The 24,436-nt window shown below is 61.5% G+C and carries 24 protein-coding genes; 14 read left to right on the top strand and 10 right to left on the bottom strand.

Translation table 11 applies throughout. The features are described 5' to 3' along the window. Positions 1 to 141: 141 nt before the first annotated feature. Positions 142 to 534, bottom strand: coding sequence for a hypothetical protein (locus V8N38_RS06615; RefSeq protein WP_060421050.1), 393 nt, complete (start codon positions 532 to 534; stop codon positions 142 to 144). Between the two features lie 354 nt (positions 535 to 888). On the opposite strand from V8N38_RS06615, the gene V8N38_RS06610 reads away from it, so the two are divergent. Beyond that, positions 889 to 1,917: a methyltransferase gene (locus tag V8N38_RS06610; protein WP_084826621.1), complete on the top strand. Its 1,029-nt coding sequence runs from the start codon at positions 889 to 891 to the stop codon at positions 1,915 to 1,917. Here the strand turns inward: V8N38_RS06610 and V8N38_RS06605 are convergent. The 3 genes from V8N38_RS06605 to V8N38_RS06595 all read right to left on the bottom strand — a co-directional run bounded on the left by V8N38_RS06605 (position 1,914) and on the right by V8N38_RS06595 (position 6,239). Beyond that, positions 1,914 to 2,837, bottom strand: a complete 924-nt coding sequence (locus V8N38_RS06605; protein WP_060558889.1) for a hypothetical protein — start codon at positions 2,835 to 2,837, stop codon at positions 1,914 to 1,916. The two genes, V8N38_RS06610 and V8N38_RS06605, sit on opposite strands and share 4 nt — an antisense overlap. A 71-nt stretch (positions 2,838 to 2,908) precedes the next feature. Beyond that, positions 2,909 to 5,206: a beta-glucosidase BglX gene (gene bglX / locus V8N38_RS06600; RefSeq protein WP_147839595.1), complete on the bottom strand. Its 2,298-nt coding sequence runs from the start codon at positions 5,204 to 5,206 to the stop codon at positions 2,909 to 2,911. A gap of 112 nt (positions 5,207 to 5,318) precedes the next feature. After that, entirely contained in the window at positions 5,319 to 6,239 is a 921-nt protein-coding gene (locus V8N38_RS06595; RefSeq protein WP_147839596.1) for a LysR substrate-binding domain-containing protein, read from the bottom strand. A gap of 118 nt (positions 6,240 to 6,357) precedes the next feature. Between V8N38_RS06595 and V8N38_RS06590 the strand changes: the two genes are divergently transcribed. Then, on the top strand, positions 6,358 to 7,512 hold the full coding sequence (locus V8N38_RS06590) for a pyridoxal phosphate-dependent aminotransferase (RefSeq protein WP_038879947.1): 1,155 nt from the start codon (positions 6,358 to 6,360) through the stop codon (positions 7,510 to 7,512). Between the two features lie 34 nt (positions 7,513 to 7,546). Continuing rightward, positions 7,547 to 8,326, top strand: coding sequence for an ABC transporter substrate-binding protein (locus V8N38_RS06585; protein WP_147839597.1), 780 nt, complete (start codon positions 7,547 to 7,549; stop codon positions 8,324 to 8,326). Positions 8,327 to 8,360: 34 nt separating this feature from the next. Here V8N38_RS06585 and ddlA read toward each other — a convergent pair whose 3' ends face one another. Then, a complete protein-coding gene (gene ddlA, locus V8N38_RS06580) occupies positions 8,361 to 9,464 on the bottom strand; it encodes a D-alanine--D-alanine ligase (RefSeq protein ID WP_070914061.1) in 1,104 nt (367 codons plus the stop codon). Between the two features lie 168 nt (positions 9,465 to 9,632). Here ddlA and V8N38_RS06575 point away from each other — a divergent pair, with 168 nt between their 5' ends. The 5 genes from V8N38_RS06575 (at position 9,633) to V8N38_RS06555 (ending at position 14,645) form a co-directional block, all read left to right on the top strand. Continuing rightward, complete coding sequence (locus V8N38_RS06575) at positions 9,633 to 9,836, top strand: ParD-like family protein (protein WP_006324220.1); 204 nt, start codon at positions 9,633 to 9,635, stop codon at positions 9,834 to 9,836. Further along, entirely contained in the window at positions 9,833 to 10,627 is a 795-nt protein-coding gene (map, locus tag V8N38_RS06570) for a type I methionyl aminopeptidase (RefSeq protein ID WP_038879936.1), read from the top strand. Before V8N38_RS06575 ends, map begins: the two co-directional genes overlap by 4 nt. A 125-nt stretch (positions 10,628 to 10,752) precedes the next feature. Further along, positions 10,753 to 12,459, top strand: a complete 1,707-nt coding sequence (gene dld / locus V8N38_RS06565) for a D-lactate dehydrogenase (protein ID WP_060440460.1) — start codon at positions 10,753 to 10,755, stop codon at positions 12,457 to 12,459. Positions 12,460 to 12,690: 231 nt separating this feature from the next. Continuing rightward, the gene (locus V8N38_RS06560) at positions 12,691 to 13,116 is read left to right on the top strand and encodes a PAS domain-containing protein (RefSeq protein ID WP_070914062.1); all 426 of its coding nucleotides are present in this window, start codon (positions 12,691 to 12,693) and stop codon (positions 13,114 to 13,116) included. A 5-nt stretch (positions 13,117 to 13,121) separates the two neighbouring features. Continuing rightward, positions 13,122 to 14,645 carry a flavodoxin domain-containing protein gene (locus tag V8N38_RS06555; protein WP_147839598.1) on the top strand — a complete coding sequence of 508 codons (1,524 nt, stop codon included), beginning with the start codon at positions 13,122 to 13,124 and terminating at the stop codon, positions 14,643 to 14,645. 13 nt (positions 14,646 to 14,658) lie between these two features. On the opposite strand, the gene V8N38_RS06550 is transcribed toward V8N38_RS06555, so the two are convergent. Genes V8N38_RS06550 through V8N38_RS06540 form a run of 3 tightly spaced genes read right to left on the bottom strand, consistent with a single transcriptional unit; the run spans position 14,659 to position 17,352 of the window. Beyond that, positions 14,659 to 15,666 carry a FecCD family ABC transporter permease gene (locus tag V8N38_RS06550; protein WP_147839599.1) on the bottom strand — a complete coding sequence of 336 codons (1,008 nt, stop codon included), beginning with the start codon at positions 15,664 to 15,666 and terminating at the stop codon, positions 14,659 to 14,661. Then, positions 15,663 to 16,619, bottom strand: a complete 957-nt coding sequence (locus tag V8N38_RS06545) for an ABC transporter substrate-binding protein (RefSeq protein ID WP_070914064.1) — start codon at positions 16,617 to 16,619, stop codon at positions 15,663 to 15,665. The genes V8N38_RS06550 and V8N38_RS06545 overlap by 4 nt, the downstream gene beginning before the upstream one ends. A gap of 16 nt (positions 16,620 to 16,635) precedes the next feature. Next, complete coding sequence (locus V8N38_RS06540; protein WP_060421015.1) at positions 16,636 to 17,352, bottom strand: ABC transporter ATP-binding protein; 717 nt, start codon at positions 17,350 to 17,352, stop codon at positions 16,636 to 16,638. A 565-nt stretch (positions 17,353 to 17,917) separates the two neighbouring features. Here V8N38_RS06540 and V8N38_RS06535 point away from each other — a divergent pair. Beyond that, entirely contained in the window at positions 17,918 to 18,769 is an 852-nt protein-coding gene (locus tag V8N38_RS06535) for a DMT family transporter (protein ID WP_147839600.1), read from the top strand. A 57-nt stretch (positions 18,770 to 18,826) separates the two neighbouring features. Here the strand turns inward: V8N38_RS06535 and V8N38_RS06530 are convergent, their stop codons facing one another. Beyond that, the gene (locus V8N38_RS06530; protein WP_004939641.1) at positions 18,827 to 19,417 is read right to left on the bottom strand and encodes a Yip1 family protein; all 591 of its coding nucleotides are present in this window, start codon (positions 19,415 to 19,417) and stop codon (positions 18,827 to 18,829) included. A gap of 205 nt (positions 19,418 to 19,622) precedes the next feature. Between V8N38_RS06530 and V8N38_RS06525 the strand changes: the two genes are divergently transcribed. The 5 genes from V8N38_RS06525 (at position 19,623) to V8N38_RS06505 (ending at position 23,229) form a co-directional block, all read left to right on the top strand. Then, entirely contained in the window at positions 19,623 to 20,090 is a 468-nt protein-coding gene (locus V8N38_RS06525; protein ID WP_147839601.1) for an acyltransferase, read from the top strand. After that, on the top strand, positions 20,090 to 20,632 hold the full coding sequence (locus V8N38_RS06520) for a GNAT family N-acetyltransferase (RefSeq protein WP_100396140.1): 543 nt from the start codon (positions 20,090 to 20,092) through the stop codon (positions 20,630 to 20,632). The genes V8N38_RS06525 and V8N38_RS06520 overlap by 1 nt, the downstream gene beginning before the upstream one ends. Before the next feature lie 104 nt (positions 20,633 to 20,736). Next, on the top strand, positions 20,737 to 21,588 hold the full coding sequence (locus V8N38_RS06515) for a DUF1460 domain-containing protein (RefSeq protein ID WP_147839602.1): 852 nt from the start codon (positions 20,737 to 20,739) through the stop codon (positions 21,586 to 21,588). A 130-nt stretch (positions 21,589 to 21,718) separates the two neighbouring features. Continuing rightward, positions 21,719 to 22,531 (top strand): MetQ/NlpA family lipoprotein, encoded by an 813-nt coding sequence (locus V8N38_RS06510; RefSeq protein WP_038879912.1) that lies wholly within the window; start codon positions 21,719 to 21,721, stop codon positions 22,529 to 22,531. 158 nt (positions 22,532 to 22,689) lie between these two features. After that, positions 22,690 to 23,229, top strand: a complete 540-nt coding sequence (locus V8N38_RS06505; protein ID WP_087762124.1) for a GNAT family N-acetyltransferase — start codon at positions 22,690 to 22,692, stop codon at positions 23,227 to 23,229. A 229-nt stretch (positions 23,230 to 23,458) separates the two neighbouring features. Here V8N38_RS06505 and V8N38_RS06500 read toward each other — a convergent pair whose 3' ends face one another. Beyond that, positions 23,459 to 24,379 (bottom strand): DUF808 domain-containing protein, encoded by a 921-nt coding sequence (locus tag V8N38_RS06500; RefSeq protein WP_147839603.1) that lies wholly within the window; start codon positions 24,377 to 24,379, stop codon positions 23,459 to 23,461. Between the last annotated feature and the right edge of the window lie 57 nt (positions 24,380 to 24,436).

The following is a 24,436-nucleotide window of genomic DNA, read 5'->3' as shown; positions in this document are numbered from 1 at the left end:
TGAGCATGGCGAAACAATCAGCGGGATCAAACCGGATGCGGGTACTCGGGAGGTAAAACGAGGCGTGAATGCGATCCTGGAAGCGGATCCGCCGGTGCGGTGACGGATCCCATCGGCCTTATAAGGGCGCGTGAAGAAGACTTATTGACCGATAGACGTCAGACCCTGGCGGATCCCTTCGTCAGCCTGCTGGCACCATGTCTGCAGCCCCTGCGGCGCTTCTTTTTCCAACGCAACCACTTTGCCGTCGTCGTTCAGCACATTGCCTTCACGGCCCATCGCTTCGCGCTTGTCGCCATCGCGGGTGTCGACGCCGCCGGGAATAGCCGCCACGTAGGCCACCATTTTCTTGGCGTTGTCGATGCTGTCGGCTTTCAGGAAGCCTTTATCGACGCAGTAAGACATCAGCCCGGCGGTATTGCGCGTGATGTCATAAACGTTTTTCAATGCGGCAGGATCCATCCCTTCAGCGTTAGCGGTGTTGAACAGGCCCAGAGTCGCGGCAATCATGCCGGTCAGAATGCTTTTTTTCATTGTTAACTCGTTTTAATAATGAAATAGTTAAGTTTTAATTATTCACAAAAAGAATGCGAACACCGCTACGGTATAACGGCGGCCTAGATTAGCACAACCCTAACGCGTTAATAACTGTGATTAAGTTAACCCCCAATAAAATAAAAACGCACGATAGGGTAATGACCCCCGCCCGGTATCATTTTTTCATGCTCGATATTGGCCACGCTCAATTCATATTAAAAATAATCTCACCCAGGAATTATTTGCAACGGAAGTGTTGGCCTGCGGTCAATCGTGCTCCCGCCCTTTGCTAAAATCACAGGCGTGACATAGCCTGTTAAGACGCGCCATGCCTAGTGGGAGGGGATTCACATGAACTATTCCGTCCGGCCGCCGCAATGCGACGACAAAACCATTCTCGATATCACGATGAATTTATATCTCTATCCGGCGGTGCTTATCGCGCATCGCCTGGGCATCTTTGAATTTATTGCTTTGCACCCCCGCAACCTGACCGATATATGCGCTCAGGCCAATGTGGAAAGACGCCCGGCGGAAACGTTGGTCATGGCGTTATTGGCATTGAAATTGATAGACAGAGACGGTGAAACATTCTCTCTCACGCCGGAAGCGGAAACCTTTTTGTTAAAAAACAACCCGCATTATTTCGGCTACTTCTGGGATTTGATGGTTGAAAATAGCGAAATTTTCTCGCTGAAAAACCTGGAAAGCGCCATCAGAAAAAATACCTCGCAGGTGTACGGCGAGCAGGAGCTGTTTGAAACCCATACGCTCGACGCCGACAGAATGCGGCGGTTTACCCACGCCATGCACAGCCTGAGCATGGGCTCGGCCAGCGTTTGGCCGGCGCTGTTGCCCCTCGGTGCCTGCCGCGCGGCGCTGGATATCGGCGGCGCCTCCGGCGCCCATGCCATCAGCCTGGCGGCCCACTGGCCGACGTTGACCTGCACCGTGTTCGATCTGCCGGAGGTGTGCCCGCTCGCCACCGACTACGCGCGCCATTACGGTCTCAGCCAGCGCATCGGCACCCACAGCGGCGATATGTGGCGCGATCCCTACCCGGCGGCGGATCTGCACCTGTACTCCAATATTTTCCACGACTGGCCGATGGACAAGAACCGCTTCCTGGCGCAAAAGAGCTATGCGGCCCTCCCGCCCGGGGGGAGGATCGTGATCCACGAAGTGCTGTACAACGATGACGGCGACGGGCCGCCTGCCGCCGCGGGGTACAGCCTGATGATGATGGGATGGACGCAGGGCCGCCAATACTCCGGCAGGGAAATCGGCGACCTGCTGCACGACGTCGGCTTCGGGCCTGCTCAGGTGCTGCCGTCGCTCGGCTATTTCAGCATCGTGACGGCGCAAAAGCCCCAGGCTTAGCGGTTCACCGAGCGCGCCATGCGGCTGTAGGTGTGGCGCACACCGCGAATCGCCACGCTGTAAGCGAAGATGTTTTCCGGCAACGCCAGCCCCAGATAGCCGGTATCGCCGATATGGTGCAGGTCCGCCCCGGCCATTTTGCTCATCAGCGCAATCTGCCGCACGGTCTGCACGTCGGCGCCCTCTTGCGAGGTGCCGATCGCCGTCATCGCCAGCGCGCCCTGCCGCTGGGCAAAGGCGATCAGCGCCGCCACTTTCTCCTGCGACATGCCGGGAATGGTGCCCGGCGCCGGCAACAGCACGATGTCCGCACCGTTCTCCACGAACAGCGCAATGTCCTGCTCGCCGATCAGCTGGCTGCCGCTTTCGCGCACGATACCGGCCCCGTGCATCTTGCCGGTCACCAGCACCATCTCGTCGCCCACTTCATCGCGAATCGCTTTCAGCGCGGCGGCGATCGCCTGATTGCTGACGCCGTTGTTCGGGTTGCCGGTCAGCACCAGCATGCGCGCGCCGAGCTGATACAGCTTGCGGGCATTCTCGGCGGTGGCGGCACGCCCCGCCGTCATCTGCCAGAAATCGTTATGTTCGGTGGCGAAGGCCGGATCGACGGCCTCCAGGTTCACCCCGATCACCCGCCCGGTCAGGCGCTGCAGCGTGCGCAGCGCCTCCTGCGGCGGCACGTCGGCGGGCAGGCCCGCGATGTGCGGACGGTCGACGTCGAACAGGTTCAGCAGCAGCAGGTCGGCGCCCTGACTGGCCGCCAGCTCGGCGTTGGTGACGTTATTGAGCAGCGGCTGAGTGACCGCGATGGTTTCGCTGACCAAAATGCGCCCTTCGCTGGCGCGGATGGCATAGAGCAGGTCGGCTTTGCCGATATCGGCCAGATCGCTGGCGCTGCAGTCCAGATAGCGTTTCATGAGGCAAGCTCCGATGACGTTAGCGGGAATGGATGCCCCCTCGCTCAGCGCGGCGAACGAGGGGGACAGGGTTACTTCAGCGTAAAACTTTGCGCCTGCACGTTGTCGGAGTCCAGGCCGACGAACACGTTGAATTTGCCCGGCTCCGCCCCCCATTTCAGGCTGGCGTTGTAGAACTTCAGATCGTCTTCGCTAATCGGCAGCTCAACCTGCTGCGACTGACCGGCCTTCAGCGTCACTTTCTTGAAGTTGCGCAGCTCTTTTACCGGCCGGCTGACCGAGGCGGTCACGTCCTGCAGATACAGCTGCACCACCGTGGCACCGTCGTACTTGCCGGTATTTTTCAGCGTGACGCTGGCGGTTAGCTTGCCGTTGCGCGCCATCGTCGGGCTGGACAGTTTCAGATCCGACAGGCTGAAGGTGGTGTAGCTCAGGCCGTAACCGAACGGATACAGCGGGCCGTTCGGCGAATCGAAGTAGCGCGAGGTGTACTTGCCCGGATTCTCCTTGCCGAACGGGCGGCCGGTGTTCAGGTGGTTGTAGTACATCGGGATCTGGCCGACCGAGCGCGGGAAGGTCATCGGCAGCTTGCCCGACGGGTTGTAGTCGCCGAACAGCACGTCCGCCACCGCGTTGCCGCCCTCGGTGCCGCTGTACCAGGTTTCCAGCATCGCGTCCGCCTGCTCGCTCTCCCAGCTCAGCGCCAGCGGCCGGCCGTTCATCAGCACCAGCACCAGCGGCTTGCCGGTGGCTTTCAGCGCGGCGATCAGATCGCGCTGGCTCTGCGGGATGGTGATATCGGCGCGGCTGGAGGCCTCATGCGCCATGCCCTGCGATTCTCCCACCACCGCCACGACCACGTCGGCCTTGTTCGCCGCCTGTACCGCTTCGTCGATCATCTGCTGCGGCGAACGGGTATCGAACGCCACCGCCGGCTCATACTCGTTCAGGTAGTCGATGATGCCCTTATCCTGCGTGACGTTGGCGCCCTTGGCGTAAAGAATGCGCGCCTTGTCGCCCACCGCCTGCTCCAGCCCTTCACGCAGGGTCACCGACTGCTTGACCACTCCGGCGGCCGACCAGCTGCCCATCACGTCGCGCTGGCTGTCGGCCATCGGCCCGACCAGCGCGATGGTCGCCTGCTTGCTCAGCGGCAGCGTCTGCTTATTGTTCTTCAGCAACACCATCGTTTTGCGTGCCACCACCCGCGCCTCGGCGCGGTGCAGACGGCTTTCGGCGTTGGTGTCCTGCGGGTCGGAACCCGCCGGGCCCAGATGCACATACGGATCGGTGAACAGCCCCATGTCGTACTTGGTGTTCAGCACGTCGCGGCAGGCGCGATCGATATCGCTTTCAGGCACCAGCCCGTCTTTCACCAGACCCGGCAGGTATTTGTCGTAAAACTCGTCGCTCATGCTCATGTCGACGCCGGAGGTGATTGCCAGGCGTACCGCGTCGCGCGCGTCGGCGGCCACGCCGTGTTTAATCAGCTCTTTAATTGCGCCATGGTCGCTGATTGTGATGCCTTTAAAGCCCCACTGGTCGCGCAGCAGGTCTTTCAGCAGCCACGGGTTGGCGGTGGCCGGCACGCCGTTCACCGAGTTAAGCGACACCATCACCCCGCCGCTGCCGGCATCCACCGCCGCTTTGTAAGGCGGCAGATAGTCCTGATACATGCGCAGCGGGCTCATGTCGACGGTGTTGTAATCGCGGCCGCCTTCGACGGCGCCGTACAACGCAAAGTGCTTAACGCTGGCCATCACCGAACCGGGCTTGGCCGGGTCGCCGTTTTGATAACCGTCGACCATCACTTTGGCGATTTTCGACACCAGCCAGGTGTCTTCGCCGAAGCCTTCGGAGACCCGGCCCCAGCGCGGATCGCGGGTGATATCGACCATCGGCGCGAAGGTCATGTTCAGACCGTCATCGCTGGCCTCCTGCGCCGCCACGCGGGCGCTGAGCGCAATGGCTTCCAGATCGAAGCTGGCCGCCAGCCCCAGGCTGATCGGGAACACGGTGCGCTGGCCGTGCACCACGTCATAGGCGAAGAACAACGGAATTTTGAGGCGACTGAGCTGCATCGCCTGATCCTGCATCACCCGAATGTCCGGGCGGGTGACGGTATTGAAGATGGCGCCGATCTGCCCTTTGCGGATGCCCTCGCGGATCGCTTCTTTCGGGTTATCCGGCCCGACGCTGATCAGCCGCAGCTGGCCGATCTTCTCTTCCAGCGTCATCTGCTTCATCAAATGGGACACGAAGGCGTCGCGCTGCTGGGCGTGAATGCCCTGCGTTATCGGCGTTTCCTGCGCAAAAGCCGGGCTGAGGGCCAGACCGGACAACATACTCACCACACAAAGCCATTTCATCTTGTTTTATCTCAGGCGTGTTTCCGCAGCCAAAGCCGCGAGGTTTAATCGGAGTGAAGAAACAGTTTGCCACACTCTGTTTCATCGCCAAGGGAATTCGCATCGGTAATGTTTACAAAGCATTACAGGTTATCGGCAGGTAATTCTGCAGCCGGGCGCGGCTGTCGGCGGCCTCCGCCGTCAGAAAATCGATCAGCGGCGCCAACGCCGGCGGCGGCGCCCCGCGTTCAGGATAGACCAGATAATAGGCCGCGCCGCTGCTGACGCAGAGCGGGAACGGCGTCACGACACGCCGCGCCTGAATATCCTCCTCCAGCAGGCACAGATCGCCGATGGCGATGCCGAACCCCTGCAGCGCGGCGCTCATCGCCAGATCGAGAGTATCGAAATGCTGAGCCTTGCCGGACGGCAGCGCATCGGCGCCCGCCGCCTTCAGCCAGCGCAGCCAGTCGCGGCGATCGCGCGTCGGGTGCAGCAGGGTTTTGTCCGTCAAATCCACCAACCGGGGCGCCGGCGGCAGAAACGTCGGCGTGCAGACCGGCGTGAGGATTTCGTCGAACAGCAGGTGCGCGGTCAGTTTTTTACCCGGCGGCCGGCCGAATACCACCGCGGCGTCAAACTGCTCGGTACTGAAATCCAGACCGTGCGACACCGAGGCGGTCAGCTCGATATGCATGTCCGGCCGTTCATTCTGCAGGCGAATCACGCGCGGCAGCACCCAGCGCATCGCGCAGGTCGGGCATTTGATGCGCAGCGCCCCCGGCGGGGCGGCGGCCCGCGTCAGCGCCTCGTCCAGCTGCCCCAGCGCCTGCTGCACCGGCGCCAGCAGTTGCGCGCCCTGCGGCGTCAGCGCCAAACCGCGCGCCTGGCGGCTGAACAGCGGATAACCCAGGCGCTGCTCCAGCCCGAGAATTTGCCGGCTGACCGCCCCCTGCGTCAGGTGCAGCTCCCGGGCGGCATGGGTAAAGTTGAGGCGTTGCGCCACCACCACGAAGGTTTTCAACACGTCGAGCGACGGCAGGGATATCGGCATAGCGGGCCTCGATTAGGTATGATCGTAGTGCATGGCAAGTATGACAAACTTTCCCTTGTCCGCCTACGCCGGCTAATGCTTAATCGCTCAACACTTCCCTGTTTGCCTGGAGCCCATCATGCAGAGTGCCTGTTCATCCCGCTCGAAGCTGCCGGACGTCGGCACCACCATTTTCACCGTCATAGGCCAACTCAGCGCCGAACATCAGGCCCTCAATCTGTCGCAGGGCGCGCCCAACTTCGCCGGCGACCCGCAGCTGATCGAGGCTACGGCACAAGCCATGCGCGCAGGTCATAACCAATACGCGCCGATGAGCGGCGTGGCGGCGTTACGTGCTGCTCTGGCGGAAAAAGCTGAACGATTGTATGGCGCACGCTATGACGCCGACGAAGAAATCACGGTGATCGCCAGCGCCAGCGAAGGGCTGTACTCGGCGATCAGCGCACTGGTGCATCCCGGCGACGAGGTGATCTATTTCGAACCGGCGTTCGACAGCTATGCGCCGATCGTGCGCCTGCAGGGCGCCACGCCGGTAGCGATCAAACTGTCGCTGCAGGATTTTCGCGTCGACTGGGACGAAGTGGCCGCCGCCATCAACGGCAAAACGCGCATGATCATCGTCAACACGCCGCACAACCCGACCGGCGCGGTGTTTGACGAGCACGACATCGAACGCCTGACCGCCCTGACCCGCGACACCGACATCGTGATCCTGTCCGACGAGGTCTACGAACACGTGGTGTTCGACGGCGAAATTCACCACAGCATGGCGCGCTACCCGCAGCTGGCGGAACGCAGCGTGATCGTGTCGTCGTTCGGTAAAACCTACCACGTCACCGGCTGGCGCGTCGGCTACTGTCTGGCGCCGGCGGCGCTGATGGACGAGATCCGCAAGGTGCACCAGTTTATGGTGTTCTCCGCCGATACGCCGATGCAACACGCCTTCGCCGCCGCGCTCGCCAACCCGCAGAGCTACCTGGGGCTGGCGGCGTTTTACCAGCAAAAGCGCGATCTGCTGGCCAGCGCCTTGCAGGATTCGCGCTTTGAGCTGCTGCCCAGCCGCGGCAGCTTCTTCATGCTGGCCCGTTTTAGCGGCTTCAGTCACGAAAGCGACAATGATTTCGCCGTACGCTTGATCCGCGAAGCGAAGGTGGCGACGATCCCGCTGTCGGCGTTCTACAGCGACGGCACCAATACCGGCCTAATCCGGCTGAGTTTTTCCAAAGATAACGAGACCCTGCTGGAAGGCGCGCGCCGCCTGAGCCAGGCGTAATTTTTTGTCCGACCATGGGAAAGGGGCACTGCCTATGAAAGCACTGAAAACGCTGTTCGCCGCCGGATGCCTGTTGGCCGCCGGCTCTTCGCTGGCGGCGGAAAACAGCCTGCGCTTCGGCCTGGAAGCGCTGTATCCGCCGTTCGAATCCAAATCCGCCAGCGGCAAACTGGAAGGGTTCGACATCGAACTGGGCGACGCGGTATGCGCCGCCGCGCAGTTGAAATGCAGCTGGGTGGAAACCTCGTTCGACAGCCTGATCCCGGCATTGCAGGCGCGCAAGTTCGACGCCATCAACTCGGCGATGAACGTGACCGAACAGCGGCGTCAGGCGATCGCCTTTACCGACGCCATCTATCAGGTGCCGAACCGCCTGATCGCCAAGGCCGACAGCGGCCTGCTGCCGGACGCCAAATCGCTGGCGGACAAACACGTGGGCGTGCTGCAAGGATCGATTCAGGAGATTTACGCCAAAACCCATTGGGCGCCTGAAGGCGTGGACGTGGTGTCTTATCAGGATCAGAATCAGGTTTACCTCGATCTGGCGGCCGGTCGGCTCGACGCCACGCTGGTGATGGCGCCGTCGGGGCAAAGCGGCTTCCTGTCGCAGCCGGACGGCAAAGGCTTCGCCTTCGTCGGCGAGGCGGTGCGCGACGACAAAATCCTCGGTGAAGGTATCGCCTTCGGCCTGCGTAAAGGGGATGAGGCGCTGAAGAAAAAACTGGATGCCGCCATCGCCAAAGTGAAACAGCAAGGCACGGTGGCGGCGCTGTCGAAGAAGTATTTCGGCGACATCGACGTGACGGTGAAATGATAGACGGGGGCGGCACCGCCGCCCCCTGCCGCGTTTAGCGATCGAACACCGAACTGTTCAGCGCACGATCCTGCTGGTGGCGTTCCAGCGCCAATTCGATCAGGCGCGTGATCAGCGCCTGATAGCTGACACCGCTGGCGGCCCACAGCTTGGGATACATGCTGATGTTGGTGAAGCCCGGCAGCGTGTTGATTTCGTTGATCACCACCTGGTTGTCCGGCGTCAGGAACACATCCACCCGCGCCAGTCCGAAGCACTCCAGCGTGCGGAACGCCTTCAGCGCCACCTCGCGGATGTGGTCGCTCACTTCCGGCGCGATTGCCGCCGGCACCACCACCTGAGCGCCCTGCTCATTGATGTATTTGGTGTCGTAAGAATAGAAGGCGTCGCTCAGCACGATCTCGCCGCACACGCTGGCCTGCGGATCGTCGTTGCCCAGCACCGCGCACTCGATCTCGCGGCCGACGATCGCCGACTCCACCAGCACTTTGTGATCGAAGCTGAAGGCCAGCGATACCGCCGCGTCGAACTCGGCGCGGTTTTCCACCTTGCTGACCCCGACCGAGGAGCCCTGGTTGGCCGGCTTGACGAACAGCGGCAGGCCGAGGTGCTCGCTCAGTTGCTCAAACGTGAATCCGGCGCGGTTGGCGCGCGTCAGGGTGACGAACGGCGCCACCGCCAGCCCGGCGTCGCGCAGCAGGCGCTTGGTCACGTCTTTGTCCATGCTGACCGCCGAACCGAGCACGCCGGCGCCGACGAACGGCATATTGGCCATGCGCAGCAGCCCCTGCAGCGAACCGTCCTCCCCCAGCGTGCCGTGCACGATCGGGAAGATGACGTCGAGCTGGCCCAGCGCGCCGGCGCTGCCCGCTTCGATCAGCTGCTGTTTTTCCTGGCCCGGGATCAGCGCCACGTTCTTGTTCGAGCGGTTCAGCGCGATCAGCGCCGGGTTCTCGGCGTTGAGCAGGTAGTTGGAGGCGTCGTTGATGTGCCACTGCCCCTGTTTGTCGATCCCCAGCAGCGTGACGTCAAACTTCTCTTTGTCGATTGCATCCACAATGTTTTTGGCCGACTGCAGCGACACCTCATGCTCCGCCGATTTACCGCCAAAAATCACCCCAACACGTAGTTTAGTCACGCCTTAAATCCTTCTGAAAAATCATGGCAAAAAAGTCGTTCATCACAATAAACGCATTGTCTGGCGGCGGCAATCGTTGTTGCCAGAATCTTCTTACGCCACAGAATGCCACATCGCCACCATCCTAAACGTATACACTTCGTATATCGTTCACTTAGGGAGACGCCGATGGGCATCGTAAAAATTTCAGACGCGCTGCATGACGATCTGCGCCTCGCCAGCCTGACCATGACGCGTTCGATCAACGCGCAGGCTGAATACTGGATCAAAATCGGCATGCTGGCGGAGTTCCATCCGGAACTGACCTACCCGCAGCTGGTAAAAAAGATGATGAAAGATAACGCGCTGACGCTGAAGGAGATTGTCGGGTGAAACAGATTGTGATTAAAACGCCGGAAGAGATTGCCAAAATGCGCCATTCCGGCGCCCTGCTGGCGAAAGTGTTTGCTATGCTCGATGAGGTCATCGTCGAAGGCATCTCCACCATGGAGATCAACGACCGCGCCGAGGCGTTTATCGTCGAAGAGCTGAAGTCGCGCCCGGCCAGCAAAGGGCAGTATGATTTCCCCTATGTGCTCAACACCTCAATCGACGATGTGGTGTGCCACGGGGTGCCGTCGGCCAGCAAAATCCTGCGTTCCGGCATGATTATCAACGTAGACATCACGCTGGAAAACGGCGGTTATATCGCCGACTCCAGCAAGATGTACTGCGTCGGCCAGGTGACGCCGCTGGCCAAACGGCTGGTGAACAACGTCTATGAATCGATGTGGCAGGGCATTCGCGCGGTAAAACCGGGCGCCACCCTGGGCGATATCGGCCATGCCGTCCAGCGGCACGCCGAGCAGGCCGGCTACAGCATCGTGCGGGAGTATTGCGGCCACGGCATCGGCCGCGATATGCATGAAGAGCCGGCGGTGTTGCACTACGGTCAACCCGGCAGCGGTATGGTGCTGCAGGAAGGCATGGTGTTCACCATCGAGCCGATGATCAATCAGGGCGACCGCCGCATCAAGCAGAAGAAAGACGGCTGGACGGTGGTGACGCGCGACAAAAAACTGTCGGCGCAGTGGGAGCACACCGTGGCGGTCACCGCCGACGGCGTGGAGATCCTGACGCTGCGCGACGAAGAGCGCCGGGCCGGCTACGCCGAACGCTACTAAACCCGCAAGCCATTAGCCTGGCAAGCTGATAGCTTAATAAGTTATTTAATTGATAGCCTCTTAGCTTATATGCGGCACTCCGGCGCCGCGGTTAAAGCGACGGGGATGACAGGGAGACAGGCAGCATGCAGTCAGGCAATCAGGCATTTATCAACCAGCTTAAAGACATCGTCGGCGGCCCGCAGCTGTTGACCGGCGATCGCAACACCGAGCGGTATCGCAAGGGGTTCCGCTCCGGCGAAGGCCAGGCGCTGGCGGTGGTGTTTCCCACCAGCCTGCTGCAGCTGTGGCGCATTTTGCAGGCCTGCGTGGCCGCCGACAAAATCGTCATCATGCAGGCCGCCAATACCGGCCTGACCGAAGGATCGACCCCCAGCGGCAACGACTATGACCGCGACATCGTCATCGTCAGCACCCTGCGCCTCGACCATATTCAGGTGCTGGATAACGGCAAGCAGGTGGTCGGCTTCCCCGGCAGCACCCTGCACCACCTCGAGAAATTGCTCAAACCCTACGGCCGTGAACCGCATTCGGTGATCGGTTCCTCCTGCATCGGCGCCTCGGTGATCGGCGGCGTGTGCAACAATTCCGGCGGCTCGCTGGTGAAACGCGGCCCGGCCTATACCGAAATGGCGCTGTACGCCCAGCTCGGGGAAGACGGCCAGCTGCGCCTGGTGAACCATTTAGGCATCCGCCTCGGCGACACGCCGGAAGAGATCCTCACCCGGCTGGAAAAAGGCGACTATCGCCCGACAGACGTCGAGTACGGCGAGCTGCGCGCCTCGGATAACGAGTACGCCAGCCGGGTGCGTGACGTCGATGCCGACACCCCTTCCCGCTTCAACGCCGACAAACGCCGCCTGTACGAGGCCTCCGGCTGCGCCGGCAAGCTGGCGGTGTTCGCGGTGCGACTCGACACCTTCGAGAAAGAAGGCAAAGAGCAGGTGTTTTATATCGGCACCAACGACACCGCGGTGCTGACCGAACTGCGCCGCCACATGCTGAGCCAGTTCGAAAACCTGCCGGTGGCCGGTGAGTACATGCACCGCGATATCTTCGACATCGCCGAGGTGTACGGCAAAGACACCTTCATGATGATCGACAAGCTCGGCACCGATCAGATGCCGCGCTTCTTCACCCTGAAAGGCCGTATGGACGCCAGCCTCAACAAGCTGCCGCTGCTGCCGCACAACCTGACCGATCGGCTGATGCAGGGCCTGAGCCATCTGGCGCCGAGCCACCTGCCGAAGCGCATGAAGGAATACCGCGAACGTTTCGAACATCACCTGCTGCTGAAGATGGCCGGCCCCGGCGTAGACGAAGCGCAGCGCTACCTGACCGAGTACTTCGCCCAGGCCGAAGGCGCTTTCTTCACCTGCACGCCTGACGAAGGCAAAAAGGCCTTCCTGCACCGCTTCGCCGCCGCCGGCGCCGCCGTGCGCTACCATGCGGTGCACGCCGACAAGGTGGAGGATATTCTGGCGCTGGATATCGCCCTGCGCCGCAACGACACCGACTGGTTCGAAACCCTGCCGCCGGAGATCGACAGCCAGCTGGTGCATAAGCTGTATTACGGCCACTTTATGTGCCACGTCTTCCATCAGGACTACGTGGTGAAAAAGGGCGTCGACAGCCACGCGCTGAAGGAAAAAATGCTCGAGATCCTCAACCGGCGCGGCGCCGAGTACCCAGCGGAACATAACGTCGGCCACCTGTACCACGCCAAGGCAGATCTGCAGGCGTTCTACCGCACCGCCGATCCGACCAACAGCTTCAACCCCGGCATCGGCAAAACCAGCAAACGTAAAGGCTGGGCCGAAGACCCCCACTAAGACCGCCCGATTGGCCCGCCGCCACACCCGGCGCGGGCTTCCTCTCCCCCTGCCTGCCTCGTCGTGACCTTTCTGCGCCCTTAAAGATGTATTTTTATTGCAACTTATAAATTTCCCGATTACCATTCACCGCACAATCGCAAATGAGAATCAATTACAAAGCTGTCATGACGGATACATGGCATCCGCCGTGGCAATCACCGCGAAGTTGTTAATGAGAAGGAACCTACCATGAGTCAGACCCTCGCTTCCGCCCAGCTGTTGTCCGCGCTCGATAAAGTGATGGTGATCTCCACCACCGATCTGCAGGGCACCATCACCTACGTCAACGATCTGTTTTGCCAACTGACCGGCTTTTCCCGGGAAGAGCTGGTGGGCCAGCCCCACAGCATCGTGCGCCACCCTTCCGTGCCGAAAGCCGTTTACAAAGCGATGTGGGACACCATCAAGGCAGGCGGCATCTGGACCGGCATCATTCCGAACGTCGGCAAAGGCGGCGTGCTGTACGTGGTCGACACCACGGTGCAGCCGCTGTATGACGCCCAGGGCAATATCGCGGCCTATATCAGCATCCGCCGCGTGATCAACGATCTGATGACCGACTTCGAATCGGTGGAATTCGCCAAAGAACAGTTCGACAACCACTACGACAAGTAACCGCCATGGCCGACCTTATCGAACGCATCCTGATTGGTTACGGTTCGGAGTCGGGCAACGCCCGGGCGCTGGCGATGCGCCTGGGTGAACAAAGCAGCCTGCAACCCTACCGCCCCGTCGTGAAAGAACTCAACGCCATCCAGCCCGCCGATGTGGGCGAACGTGACGCCCTGCTGATCGTCTCCAGCTCATTTGGCGACGGCGAACCGCCCGCCAACGCCGAGCGTTTTTCCGACGCGCTGGCGCAATGGCCGGATCGCCACCGGTTGCGCTACGCCATCTTCGGTCTCGGCGACACCGCGTACCCGCATTTCTGCGGCTTCACGCAGGCGCTGGATGCACGTCTGACGCAATACGGCGCCCGCGCCATCATCAATCGCGTCGACGCCGACGTTAACTTCGAACCGTTCTTCGCAACCTGGCTGACGACGCTGGAGAAGGTGCTGGCCGGTGATGCCCAGGCCGGCCGCGATTTGCATCTGCGCGTGACCGCCTACGGCGAAGACCATGCGTTCAGCGCCGCCCTCCTTGAACGGCGGCCGCTCAGCGCACGCACGCCGCAGGCCTGGCACCTGCGGTTGAATATCGCCGGCAGCGGCATCGTTTACCGGGCTGGGGATACCGTCTATCTGTTGCCGGAGAACGACGAAGGATTATTGACCCGGCTGGCTGACTGGCTCGGCAGGCCGGAGGCCGCTGACGCGCTGCGCCGCCGGGAACTGCGCCAGCTCAGCAAAACGACGCTGCGCGAACTGGCGCAGTTGGCCGACAGCGAAGAGCTCAAAGGCTTGCTCAAGATCCGCCAGCGCAAAGCCATGGAGAGCTATCTGTACGGCGCCGATCTGCTGGACGTACTGCACGATTTTTGCCCGCCGCAGACGGTCACGCTGGAGAACCTGTTGGCGCTGCTGCCCGTTTGCCTGCCGCGCGCCTACTCCATCGCTTCGGCAACGCGGGCAGAGAGCCTCGACCTGTGCGTGCGCGACGTACGATATGAACGCGACGGCCGCACCCGGCGCGGCACGGCGACCGGCTGGCTGCTCAGCCAACCTGGCCCTTTCCGCCTCTTCTGCCGCGCCAACCCCGGCTTTTACCTGCCGCGCGATACCACCGTGCCGGTGCTGCTTATCGGTACCGGTACCGGCATCGCGCCCTTGATAGGCTTGCTGCGCGAAATGGCCGCCCAGGGTGAACGGCGCGAAACCGTGCTGATCTTCGGCGAAAAACGGCGCGATGAAGACTTCCTGTATCACGAAGCGTTAGAAGCACTGAACGTGGCGGGCGTACTCACGCGCCTCATCACCGCCTTCTCGCGCGACGCCGCCGCCAAATATTATGTGCAGCATGCGATCGGCGAGCATGCCGATGCCATCAGCGGCCTGCTGCGGCGGGGAGCGCATGTCTACCTGTGCGGCAATCGCCAGTATCTGGAACATGCCGTGGCGACGGCGCTGGAGCAAGCCTGCGGGGCGGAAAACCTGTGGCAGACGCTGATTGAGCAGCAGCGCCTGCATCTGGAACTCTATTGAGACAGGGTGGCGTTCATCGTTCCGCACGCAGCAGCAAGGACACGATGAACGCGCCCCCCAGCCCGGCCGTAATGATGCCGATAGGCAGCTCCTGATGGGGGATCAGACTGCGGCTGAGCATGTCGCCGCCGGTCAGCAGCGTCGCCCCCAGCAGGCCGCACATCGGCACGGCCAAACGGTGGCGCACACCCACCAGGCGCCGAGCCAGGTAGGGCACCATCAGCCCGACAAAGCCGATCACGCCCGTCAGCGAAACGAGAAACGCCGTGGACAGTGCGCAGCACAGAAAGGTCTCGGTGCGCAGGCGCGCCACGTTGACCCCCATCGAATGGGCGGTTTGCTCGCCCGCCAGCAGCGCGTCCAGCGCCCGCCAACGCAGCGCCGTAAACCCGGCCAGCAGCACGAAACTCGCCAGCGGAATGAACAGATTATCCCAGCGCGCCAGCCCCAACCCGCCGAGCGACCAGAACAACACCGAACCGGCCGCCCGCTGATCGCCGGAAAACACCAGGTAGCTGGTGAGCGCGCTGAACAAAAACGAGACCGCCAGGCCGCAGACGATCAGCTGCTCGGCGCGCCTGACCCGGCCGACGCGAAACAGGATCATCACCGCCAAGGCGGACAAAACGCCGCCGGCGAAGGCGGACAGCGGCAACGTCAGCGCGCCCAGCGCATCGCCGAAGCGCGTGATGACCAGCACCGCGCCGACGGAGGCGCCGGAGGAGAGCCCAAACAAAAAAGGATCGGCCAGCTCATTGCGGGTGGTGGTCTGCAGCAGCGCGCCGGTCATCGCCAGCCCGGCGCCGGTCAAGGCCGCCAGCAACGCTCTGGGCACCCGCAGTTGCACGACGATAGTGTCCAGCATGCCGGAGAGGGGCGCCGATGAAAGCCCCAATGCCGCCATCGTCTGCCGCCATGACAGTGCGACGCTGCCCAGCTGCAGGCTCCAGATCATTAACCCGCACAATACCGACAGCGCCAACGGCGCGAGCAGCATAAACCGCCGGGTCGGCGAGTTCATTCAGCCTCCGGCGCGTACAGCGCCCGCGCCAGCTTTTCCACTGCGCCGATGTTGGCCGGCCCCGGCGTCAGCTCCGCATACTGCAGTTTCAGATAGCGATGGTGCCGTACGGCAGGCGTTAATTTCATCAACGGGTGGGACTCGAGGAAGCGCCGCAGCGCATCGGCGCCCGATCCGGTCTGGTAATCCAGCAGAATAATGAAGTCGGGCTCGGCCGCCGCTACCGCCTCCCAGGACGCCGTCGTCCAGCTCGCCGGCAAGCCGTCCATCACGTTGCGGCCGCCGGCCGCTTCGACGATCGCCGTCGGCATCGCGTATTTGCCGCTGGTGAAAGGCTTCTCCTCCCCCGAGTCATAGACGAATACCTTGAGCGGCGCCTGGCCCGCCGGCCTGGCGGGCAGCGCAGCCAACCGGCGCTGCCAGCCCTCAACCAGCGCGGTGGCCTCTTGCCGCTTGCCGAAAATCTTGCCGAGCTTCAGCTCATCGTCATACAGCAGATTCATATCGGCCTTCTGCGGCCGCCCGCCGGCCTGTACGCAGCTCTCGCTCAGCACCAGCGTTTTGATGCCGAACGGGGCAAGCTTCTCCGGCGTGACGTCGCCGCCGATCTTCATGCCGTAATTCCAGCCGGCGAAAAAGAAATCCGGCTGTGCCGCCAGCAGCGTTTCCAAAGCGGGATATTTCGGCGCCAGTTCGGGAATGGCGCCCATCGCGGCCTTGAAGTCGGGCGTCAGTTTGTACCAGCCGGTGATGCCGGTCAGCCCGACAATGCGATCCTGCAGATGCAGTGCAAAGGCCATCTCGGCCATGTTGATGTCGTTGATGACGGCGCGCTGCGGCGCCTGGTTGAAGGTGACCGGCACACCGCAGCTTTCTACGGTGACGGGAAAATGTTCGGCCGCCGCCGACCTGGCGGCCAGCAGCAGAAGCAGGATGAATACGCGTGCGTTCATGTTTCTCTCTGGTTGATCAAGCACAATGGGGAACGTCAAAAATGCGCAGCGTTTTCCCGCTGACGGGATGCGCCACCTTGAAACTGTTCATGCCGAACACCGGCAAAATCACCGGAGTTTGCAACACCGCCTCGGGCGTACCACAGGCTACCTGGCGGCTTTCGTTCAGCACCAGGATCCGATCGGCAAACGCCTCTGCCACGGGCAAATCGTGCAGCACCGCAATCACGGCAATCTCTTTATTTTTCACTAACGACAGCAGCGCCGAGCGCCCGGGCGGATCGAGGTGATTGGTCGGTTCATCCAGCAACAACAGATCGGGAGACTGTGCCAACGCCCGGGCCAGCGCGGCGCGCTGACGCTGGCCGCCCGAGAGCCGCCCCAGCGGATGGTGCCTGAGCGGCGCCAGCCCGGTTTCCCCGATGGCTTCGTCAACGATGCGTTTTCCCGCCGCAGAGCGTTCGCCATGCGGTAAACGGCCCAACGCCACGTAGTCCTCAACCGACAGCCGCAAATCCGGCGAATCGTTTTGCGCCAGAAAGGCGATGCTTTTGGCGCGTTCCGCCGCCGGCCACTCGGACAAGGCCCGCCCTCGCCAGTGAATGCCGCCGCTGTCCGGCCGCGTTTCGCCGATCAGGGCACGCAGCAGGCTGGACTTGCCGCTGCCGTTAGGGCCGATCACCGCCAGCTTCTCACCGGCGCGCAGCGCGAAATGGATGTTGTCGAGTATCAATGCCCCGCCGTGGCCGGTCAGGCTAACTCCATCAACGTGGAGGATGTCGTGAACTGGATTCATCATGCATTAATTGTTATATTATAACATACCAATATTTTTATCACGATTGCCCGCCTTCTGCAAAAGCGAATCGCAACGTCTTTTGCCGTGCCCCCTGCGTCAACACTGCGCGGCCAAAGCAACATAGCACAGCCTTTTATTAATGATAATGATTTTCATTATCAATTAAGTAATGATGATTTCCGATTGCGCATCCCGGCGAACTTGGTTATGTTTGAAGCGATTAGTTTCATTGCCGATTTTCAGGAACTCACATGACCTACCTGGCGCACAGCACAGATCCGACAGACGCGACCGTTCCGGCCGTCGTTTTGCTGTGTGCTTCCTCCGCTCCACCCGCCGTTTCCTCTGTCGTTTCAGCGGTTGCCGCTTACCCGCCACGCATTGTGGTTGTGCGCTAAGCCAAACCGACTTTTTACCTCCGGCTTATTGATCTGTTGCGTTCAGGCGTAGACCGCCGCGCGCGCCGGAGCCTGTAATTTTCACGACAGGTGAAATTGACATGCGATTACCTTCTCTCTGGGCCAATGCCGGCCTGGCTACGCTGTTCGTCCTGCTTTGGAGCAGCGGCGCGATCTTCTCCCGTTGGGGGTTGGAGCACGCCTCCGCCTTCGCTTTCCTGTTCTTCCGCTGCGCCATCGCGCTGGCGGTGCTGTTGGCCATCGGCCTGTGGCAGCGCCAGTGCCTGCCCGCTCCCGGCACCCGCCGGCGCGTCGCGCTGATTGGCGTGTTGATGATCGGCAGCTATCAAATCTGCTATCTGCTGGCGCTGGAACAGGGTATTACGCCCGGCGTGCTGGCGACGTTGCTCGGCGTACAGCCGATCCTCACCCAGTTCATCACCGAACGGCGCTGCACCGGGCTGCGGGCGCTCGGCCTGGCGCTGGCAATGGTCGGGCTGACGCTGGTGGTGTACCAAAGCCTGATGGTGGCCCACTTCTCGCTGAGCGGCATGCTGTTCGCCTTTATCGCGCTGGGCTGCATGACCGCCGGCACCCTGCTGCAAAAAGGCATGACGCAGCCGCCGCTGGCGGTCTTGCCGCTGCAGTATGCCGTCGGGTTGCTGATGTGTACGCTGGCGCTGCCGTTTGAGCCGCTGCAGGTCGAATGGCGGCCGGCGTTCGTGCTGCCGCTGCTGTGGATGGCGGTGGTGATCTCGGTGCTGGCGACCTTCTTGCTGTATCGCCTGATCCAGCGCGGCAACCTGGTGCAGGTCACCAGCCTGTTCTATCTGATCCCGGCGGTGACCGCCCTGCTGGACTACCTGCTGCTCGGCCACGCGCTGGCGGCGCTGAGCCTGCTGGGCATGGCGGGCATCGTGCTCGGCGTGGTGCTGGTTTTCCGCCGCGTATAAAAGCAAAAGCCCCCGCGCCGTTCCACCGGCGCGGGGGCGATAACAACAGCCGTTAACTCAGAACAACCAGGAACCGTACCCCCACAGCAGCACCGTCACCCCAAGCAACAGCTCGAGCAACAGGATACCGATAGCGAAGGTCGAGCTGGAGAAGATGAACCCTTCCTTACTGTCGATATTCAGGAAGTGCGGGATCCCCAGATTCAGCAGATAGCCCGAATAGCACAGGCCGATAATGCCGACAAACAGACACAGCCAGACGACCGGATAGAGCGCCACAATCCCGCTGAGGAACATCGGGGTCGCCACGTAGCCGGCGAACACCATGCAGCGGTGCAGGCTGGGGCGCGATTCATAGCGCCGCGCCATCCAGTGAATGACTTTCCCCATGGCCGCTACGCCCGCCAGCATCAGCAGGTAAAACGCCACGGCGGTATAAAGCGCGGTAAACATGTCGAGCCTGATGGCATGTCCCTCGCCGGAGAGCCAGCCCAACTGGGTGGTGCCGATAAAGGCGCAGACCACCGGGATTGCTGCCAAGAGCAACACGTGATGGGTGTATAGGTGCGAGACGCTTTCATTCTCGCTTTTGATCTGTTCGAACTCGGCGCTGGGATGCGCCAGAAGTCCCCAAACATGACTGACCATGAGACACCTCCTATCTCGCCGTAGGCCGCGATCGGCGAACGAATTTCACACCTCCGACGGACAGCTACCCGTGCGAGGATTGCGGCCACGGGGCTCTCTCCCCTGTACTAATTATAGTCTTTCGGTGAAAAAACGTGCGGAAAGCGCAACGCCGCAACGCTTTGTCTTATACTCCCACCATAAAAACCAGGCTGCGAGGAAGGTCATGTCATCCGTTATCACCACCCGCCAGGCGGGGATCGTCGACGTCGACGCCGGGCGCAACGTCACCGTTGTCGAGCCCTGCAATCTGTACGGCTGCCGGCTCGGCGACGATGTCTTCGTCGGCCCGTTCGTGGAGATCCAGCGCCACGTCAGCATCGGCGCGCGCAGTAAAATTCAGTCGCACAGCTTTATCTGCGAATACGTCACCCTCGGCGAAGCGTGCTTTGTCGGCCACGGCGTCACCTTCGCCAACGATCTGTTCAAAGACGGCGCGCCCAATGCCGATCCGGCCAGCTGGGGGCACACGCGCGTCGGCGATCGGGTGTCCATCGGCTCCGGCGCCACGATCCTGGCGGTGGAGATCTGCAGCGACGCGGTGATCGGCGCCGGGGCGGTCGTGACCCGCGACATTACCCGCAAGGGAATTTATGCCGGCAACCCGGCGCGCCTGCTGCGGGAGCTGCCATAATGACCCCGGCCATCCGCATCGCGGCCATTGAGGCGCTGCCCGATGATTACCTGACGCGCGGCGATTTCAGCTTTACCATCCGCTGTTACGCCCTGCCGCAGTTCGACTGCCCGGTCGACAGCTGGCCAACCCGGCCGGTGGCGCCGTTTCGTAAACAGTATCCCCTGGCGCCGTTCGCCAACGAAGACAGCGTGACCTTCCTGGCGTATCGCCAGGACGAAGCCGTTGGCCACATCACGCTGAGCAAAAACTGGAACGGTTACACCTTGATCGACGAGATCGCGGTCAGCGCTCACGCGCGCCGTCAGGGCATCGCCGGGGCGCTGCTGGACTGCGCCAAACAGTGGGCGCGGCAGCAGGAAACCTCGGGTATGATGCTCGAAACGCAGAACAACAATCTGGCCGCCTGTCGCTGCTACCAGCATTACGGGTTTATTCTCGGCGGCATCGACCGTTTGCTGTACCGCGCCGAGCCGGAGATCGCCGATCACGAAATCGCGCTGTTCTGGTATTTGCCGTTCAATAGCGAAATCGGTTACTGATTTATCGGCCGCCATTGAGGCTATGTTTACTTTTTAACCCCTACCATCGGATGAGAACTGTTATCACTTACTCTGATAAACCAGCGACACCCAGGGAGGGCCGTATGAACCAGAACAAGGTTGTTTTACTGATGTTAGCTATCGCCATGAGCGGATGCGCCGATCGCCCCGCCGCCGTCACCCCCGCAACGCCGCCGACCGACGTCACCGTTTCGCCGCCGGGCGTGCAGCCGGAGATGGACGCCAGCACCCGCAGCAAGCTGCGTGAGATCCTCGCGCTGCGCGCCGGTTGGCCCGCCGCACAGCCGCATGGCCGCACCGTCGATTTGATTTCGCGCGAGTTTCTCGGCACGCCCTATCTCGCCAACCGCCTGATCGGCTCGCAGAGCACGCCCGAGCAGTTGGTGATCGACTTCCGCGGGCTGGATTGCTTCACCTACATCGATTATGTGGAAGCGCTCAGCACCGCCCGCAGCGAGGGCGAGTTCGTACAGCGTCTGGTAGACATTCGCTACGTCGACGGTAAAATCGCCTTCCCGCAGCGCAAACACTTCTTCACCGACTGGGCACAGCGGCCGCACCAGGTGGCCGAAGACATCACCGCGCAGCTCAGCCCACACGCCGTCACCCTCGTGAAAACCCTCAACCGCAAGGCGGACGGCAGCAGCTACCTGCCCGGTTTGCCCAACGAGCAACGTAGCGTGACCTATATCCCCAGCGACAACGTCGACGACAAGGTGCTGGCCCAGCTGCGCACCGGCGATTACATCGGTATTTACACCAACCTGGACGGGCTGGACGTGACCCACACCGGCATCTTCGTGATGACCGACAGCGGCCCGGTGCTGCGCAACGCCTCTTCGCGCAAGGCCAACATGCGGGTGGTCGATTCGCCCTTTATGGATTACGTGATGGCTACGCCGGGCATCGTGGTGCTGCGTTCGCTCAGCCGATAATCCCCCGCCGCATAACGGCTATAAGCTATAGCCGTTTATGCTGAACGAGCGTTTGACTTCATCGGCGGTTCAGGCTTAGCTGTAAGGACAAAAAACAACTGATTTTATTGTTCTTTTCAGGGAGACTTCGATGACCTTACGCTGGCGTATCACCCCTCTGGCGGCGGCCTTCGCCGCCGTATTGGCGCTTCAGGGCTGCGATCAAAAAACCGATCAGAATCATATCAAGGTCGGCGTCATCAACGGCGCGGAACAGGACGTGGCGGAAGTCGCCAGACAGGTGGCGAAAGAGAAATACGGGCTGGACGTCGAGCTGGTCGGCTTTAGCGGTTCACTGCTGCCGAACGACGCTACCGACAAGGGCGAACTGGACGCCAACGTGTTCCAGCACCGCCCGTTCCTCGAACAGCAAAACAAAGATCACGGCTATAAGCTGGTGGCAGTCGGCAATACCTTTGTCTTCCCGATGGCCGGCTACTCCAAAAAGATAAAATCGCTCAAAGAGCTGCCGGACGGCGCGGTGATCGCCATCCCGCTCGATCCGACCAACCTGGGGCGCGCCCTGCTGCTGCTGGAAAAAACCGGGTTGATTACGCTGAAACAAGGTAAGGGGTTGTTGCCCACCGCCCTGGACATCAGCGCCAACCCGCACCATTACCAAATCATGGAGCTGGAAGGCGCGCAGCTGCCGCACGTGCTGGACGATCCAAAGGTCACCGTTGCCGTCATCAGCACCACCTACATCAACCAGACCGGTCTGACGCCGACCAAAGACGGCATCTTCATCGAGGATAAGGACTCGCCGTACACCAACATCATCGTCACCCGCGAAGACAACAAGGACGCGCCGAACGTGCAGAACTTCATCAAGGCCTACGAGTCAGACGAAGTGGCCAAGGCCGCCGAGAAAATCTTCAACGGCGGCGCGGTGAAAGGCTGGTAATTCCGGGCACAGCGCCACAGGGGCTCTCCCCAAAGAGCCCCTTCCCGCTCACCATCGCCTTTTCTTATCTCACCATAAGAAAACCCGATTTACCCCGGCGGTGAGCGGCGCGCATAATGGCGTTTATCCGCTGATTTCCAAGGTAAACAGGCATTACCATGACGCTCTCCGCTCCCGTACTCAGCCTCCTCGATGCCACGCCGGACGATATGGCCGCCGTGCTGCGCATTTACACCCACCACGTGCTGTACGGTGCCGCCTCGTTTGAAGAACAGCCGCCGACCCTGGCGGAAATGCAGCTGCGGCTGAGCAAGGTGCAAGAAGCCGGGCTGCCCTGGCTGGTGGCGAAGAGCGAAGGCCGTATTGTGGGCTACTGCTATGCCACGCCGTATCGCCCCAGGCCGGCCTATCGCTTTACCGTGGAGGACTCGGTGTATATCGCCGAGGGGCAACAGGGCAAAGGCGTCGGCAAGGCGCTGCTGAGCGCGCTGATCGCCCGCTGTGAGCAAGGCCCCTGGCGCCAGATGCTGGCGATCGTCGGCGATTCCGCCGCCAACCGCGGTTCGCTGGCGCTGCACCAGTCGCTCGGTTTTACCAGCGTCGGGACGTTAAAGGCCGTGGGGTTCAAACTGGGGGAATGGCGCGACACCCACATCATGCAGCGCGCGCTGGGCGCGGGCGACAATCGGCACCCCTGAATGCATGGCGACGCACGACCGGAAGTTAGCGTCTATAGTGAAGAGTGATTTCATTGAGTTAGCGCCAGTTGCGCGCCACATTTAACGGGTAAGGGAGAATCAAATGAAAATTATTCTGTGGATTGTCGCCATCATCTTTATCGTGGGTTTGTTGACGATTACCGGCGTTCTCAAACTGATATTTTAAAGCGTCTGCACCGTCCCGCCCCTCTCGGGGCGAGACTTTTCATCATGCCTTGAAACGCGCGCGCACCGCGCCCAGCGCCGACACCACCGCCAGCACCACGCCGCCGGCCACCAGCCCGAACGCCACGTTCAGCAGAGCCGGAACCACCCCCTGCAAGATATGGCCAAACGTCGGTACCACCGTGGTGTACGAGGCCCAGTCTTCGAAAAGGTGATGCACCGGCGGCAGACCGTGGGTCAGGATGCCACCGCCGACCATAAACATGGCGACCGTGCCGACGATCGACAGCGTTTTCATCAAATAAGGCGCGGCGCGCACGATGCCGCCGCCGAGGGAGCGCGCTAACGCGCTGCCTTTGCGGCTCAGATACAGCCCCAGATCGTCCAGCCTGACGATGCCGGCGACGATGCCATACACGCCGAGCGTCATCACGACGGCGATGCCGCACAAAACGATTACCTGCTGGCTGAAGGTGGCGCCGGCAACGGTGCCCAGCGTGATGGCGATAATCTCGGCAGAGAGCACGAAATCGGTGCGTATTGCGCCTTTCACCTTGCGCTTCTCATAGGCCGCAGCGTCCTCATTGGCGCCGGGCCCGTCCGATTTTTCCTCCTGCGCCGCCTTGCCGTGGCTCAGGCTGTGAAACACCTTTTCGAACCCTTCGTAGCACAGGTAGGCGCCGCCCACCATCAGCAGCGGCGTAATCGCCCAGGGTGCAAAAGCGCTGATCAGCAGCGCCAGCGGCACCAGGATCGCCTTGTTGATCAACGAACCTTTGGCGACGCTCCACACCACCGGCAGTTCGCGATCGGCTTTAACGCCGGTGACCTGCTGCGCGTTGAGCGCCAGATCGTCCCCCAGCACCCCGGCGGTTTTTTTTGCCGCCATTTTGCTCATTAACGAGACGTCGTCCAACAACGAGGCGATGTCGTCGATGAGGGTAAGTAAGCTACTTCCTGCCAAAATGATTCATCCTTTTCATATTCACGGGCCATTCTATTTTTAGCATAGCGGTAAAGC

This window comes from Serratia nevei, assembly GCF_037948395.1.
Taxonomy (GTDB): Bacteria; Pseudomonadota; Gammaproteobacteria; order Enterobacterales; family Enterobacteriaceae; genus Serratia; species Serratia nevei.
The sequence above is the reverse complement of the archived record's forward strand: the minus strand, read 5'-3'. Positions and strand labels throughout refer to the sequence as shown.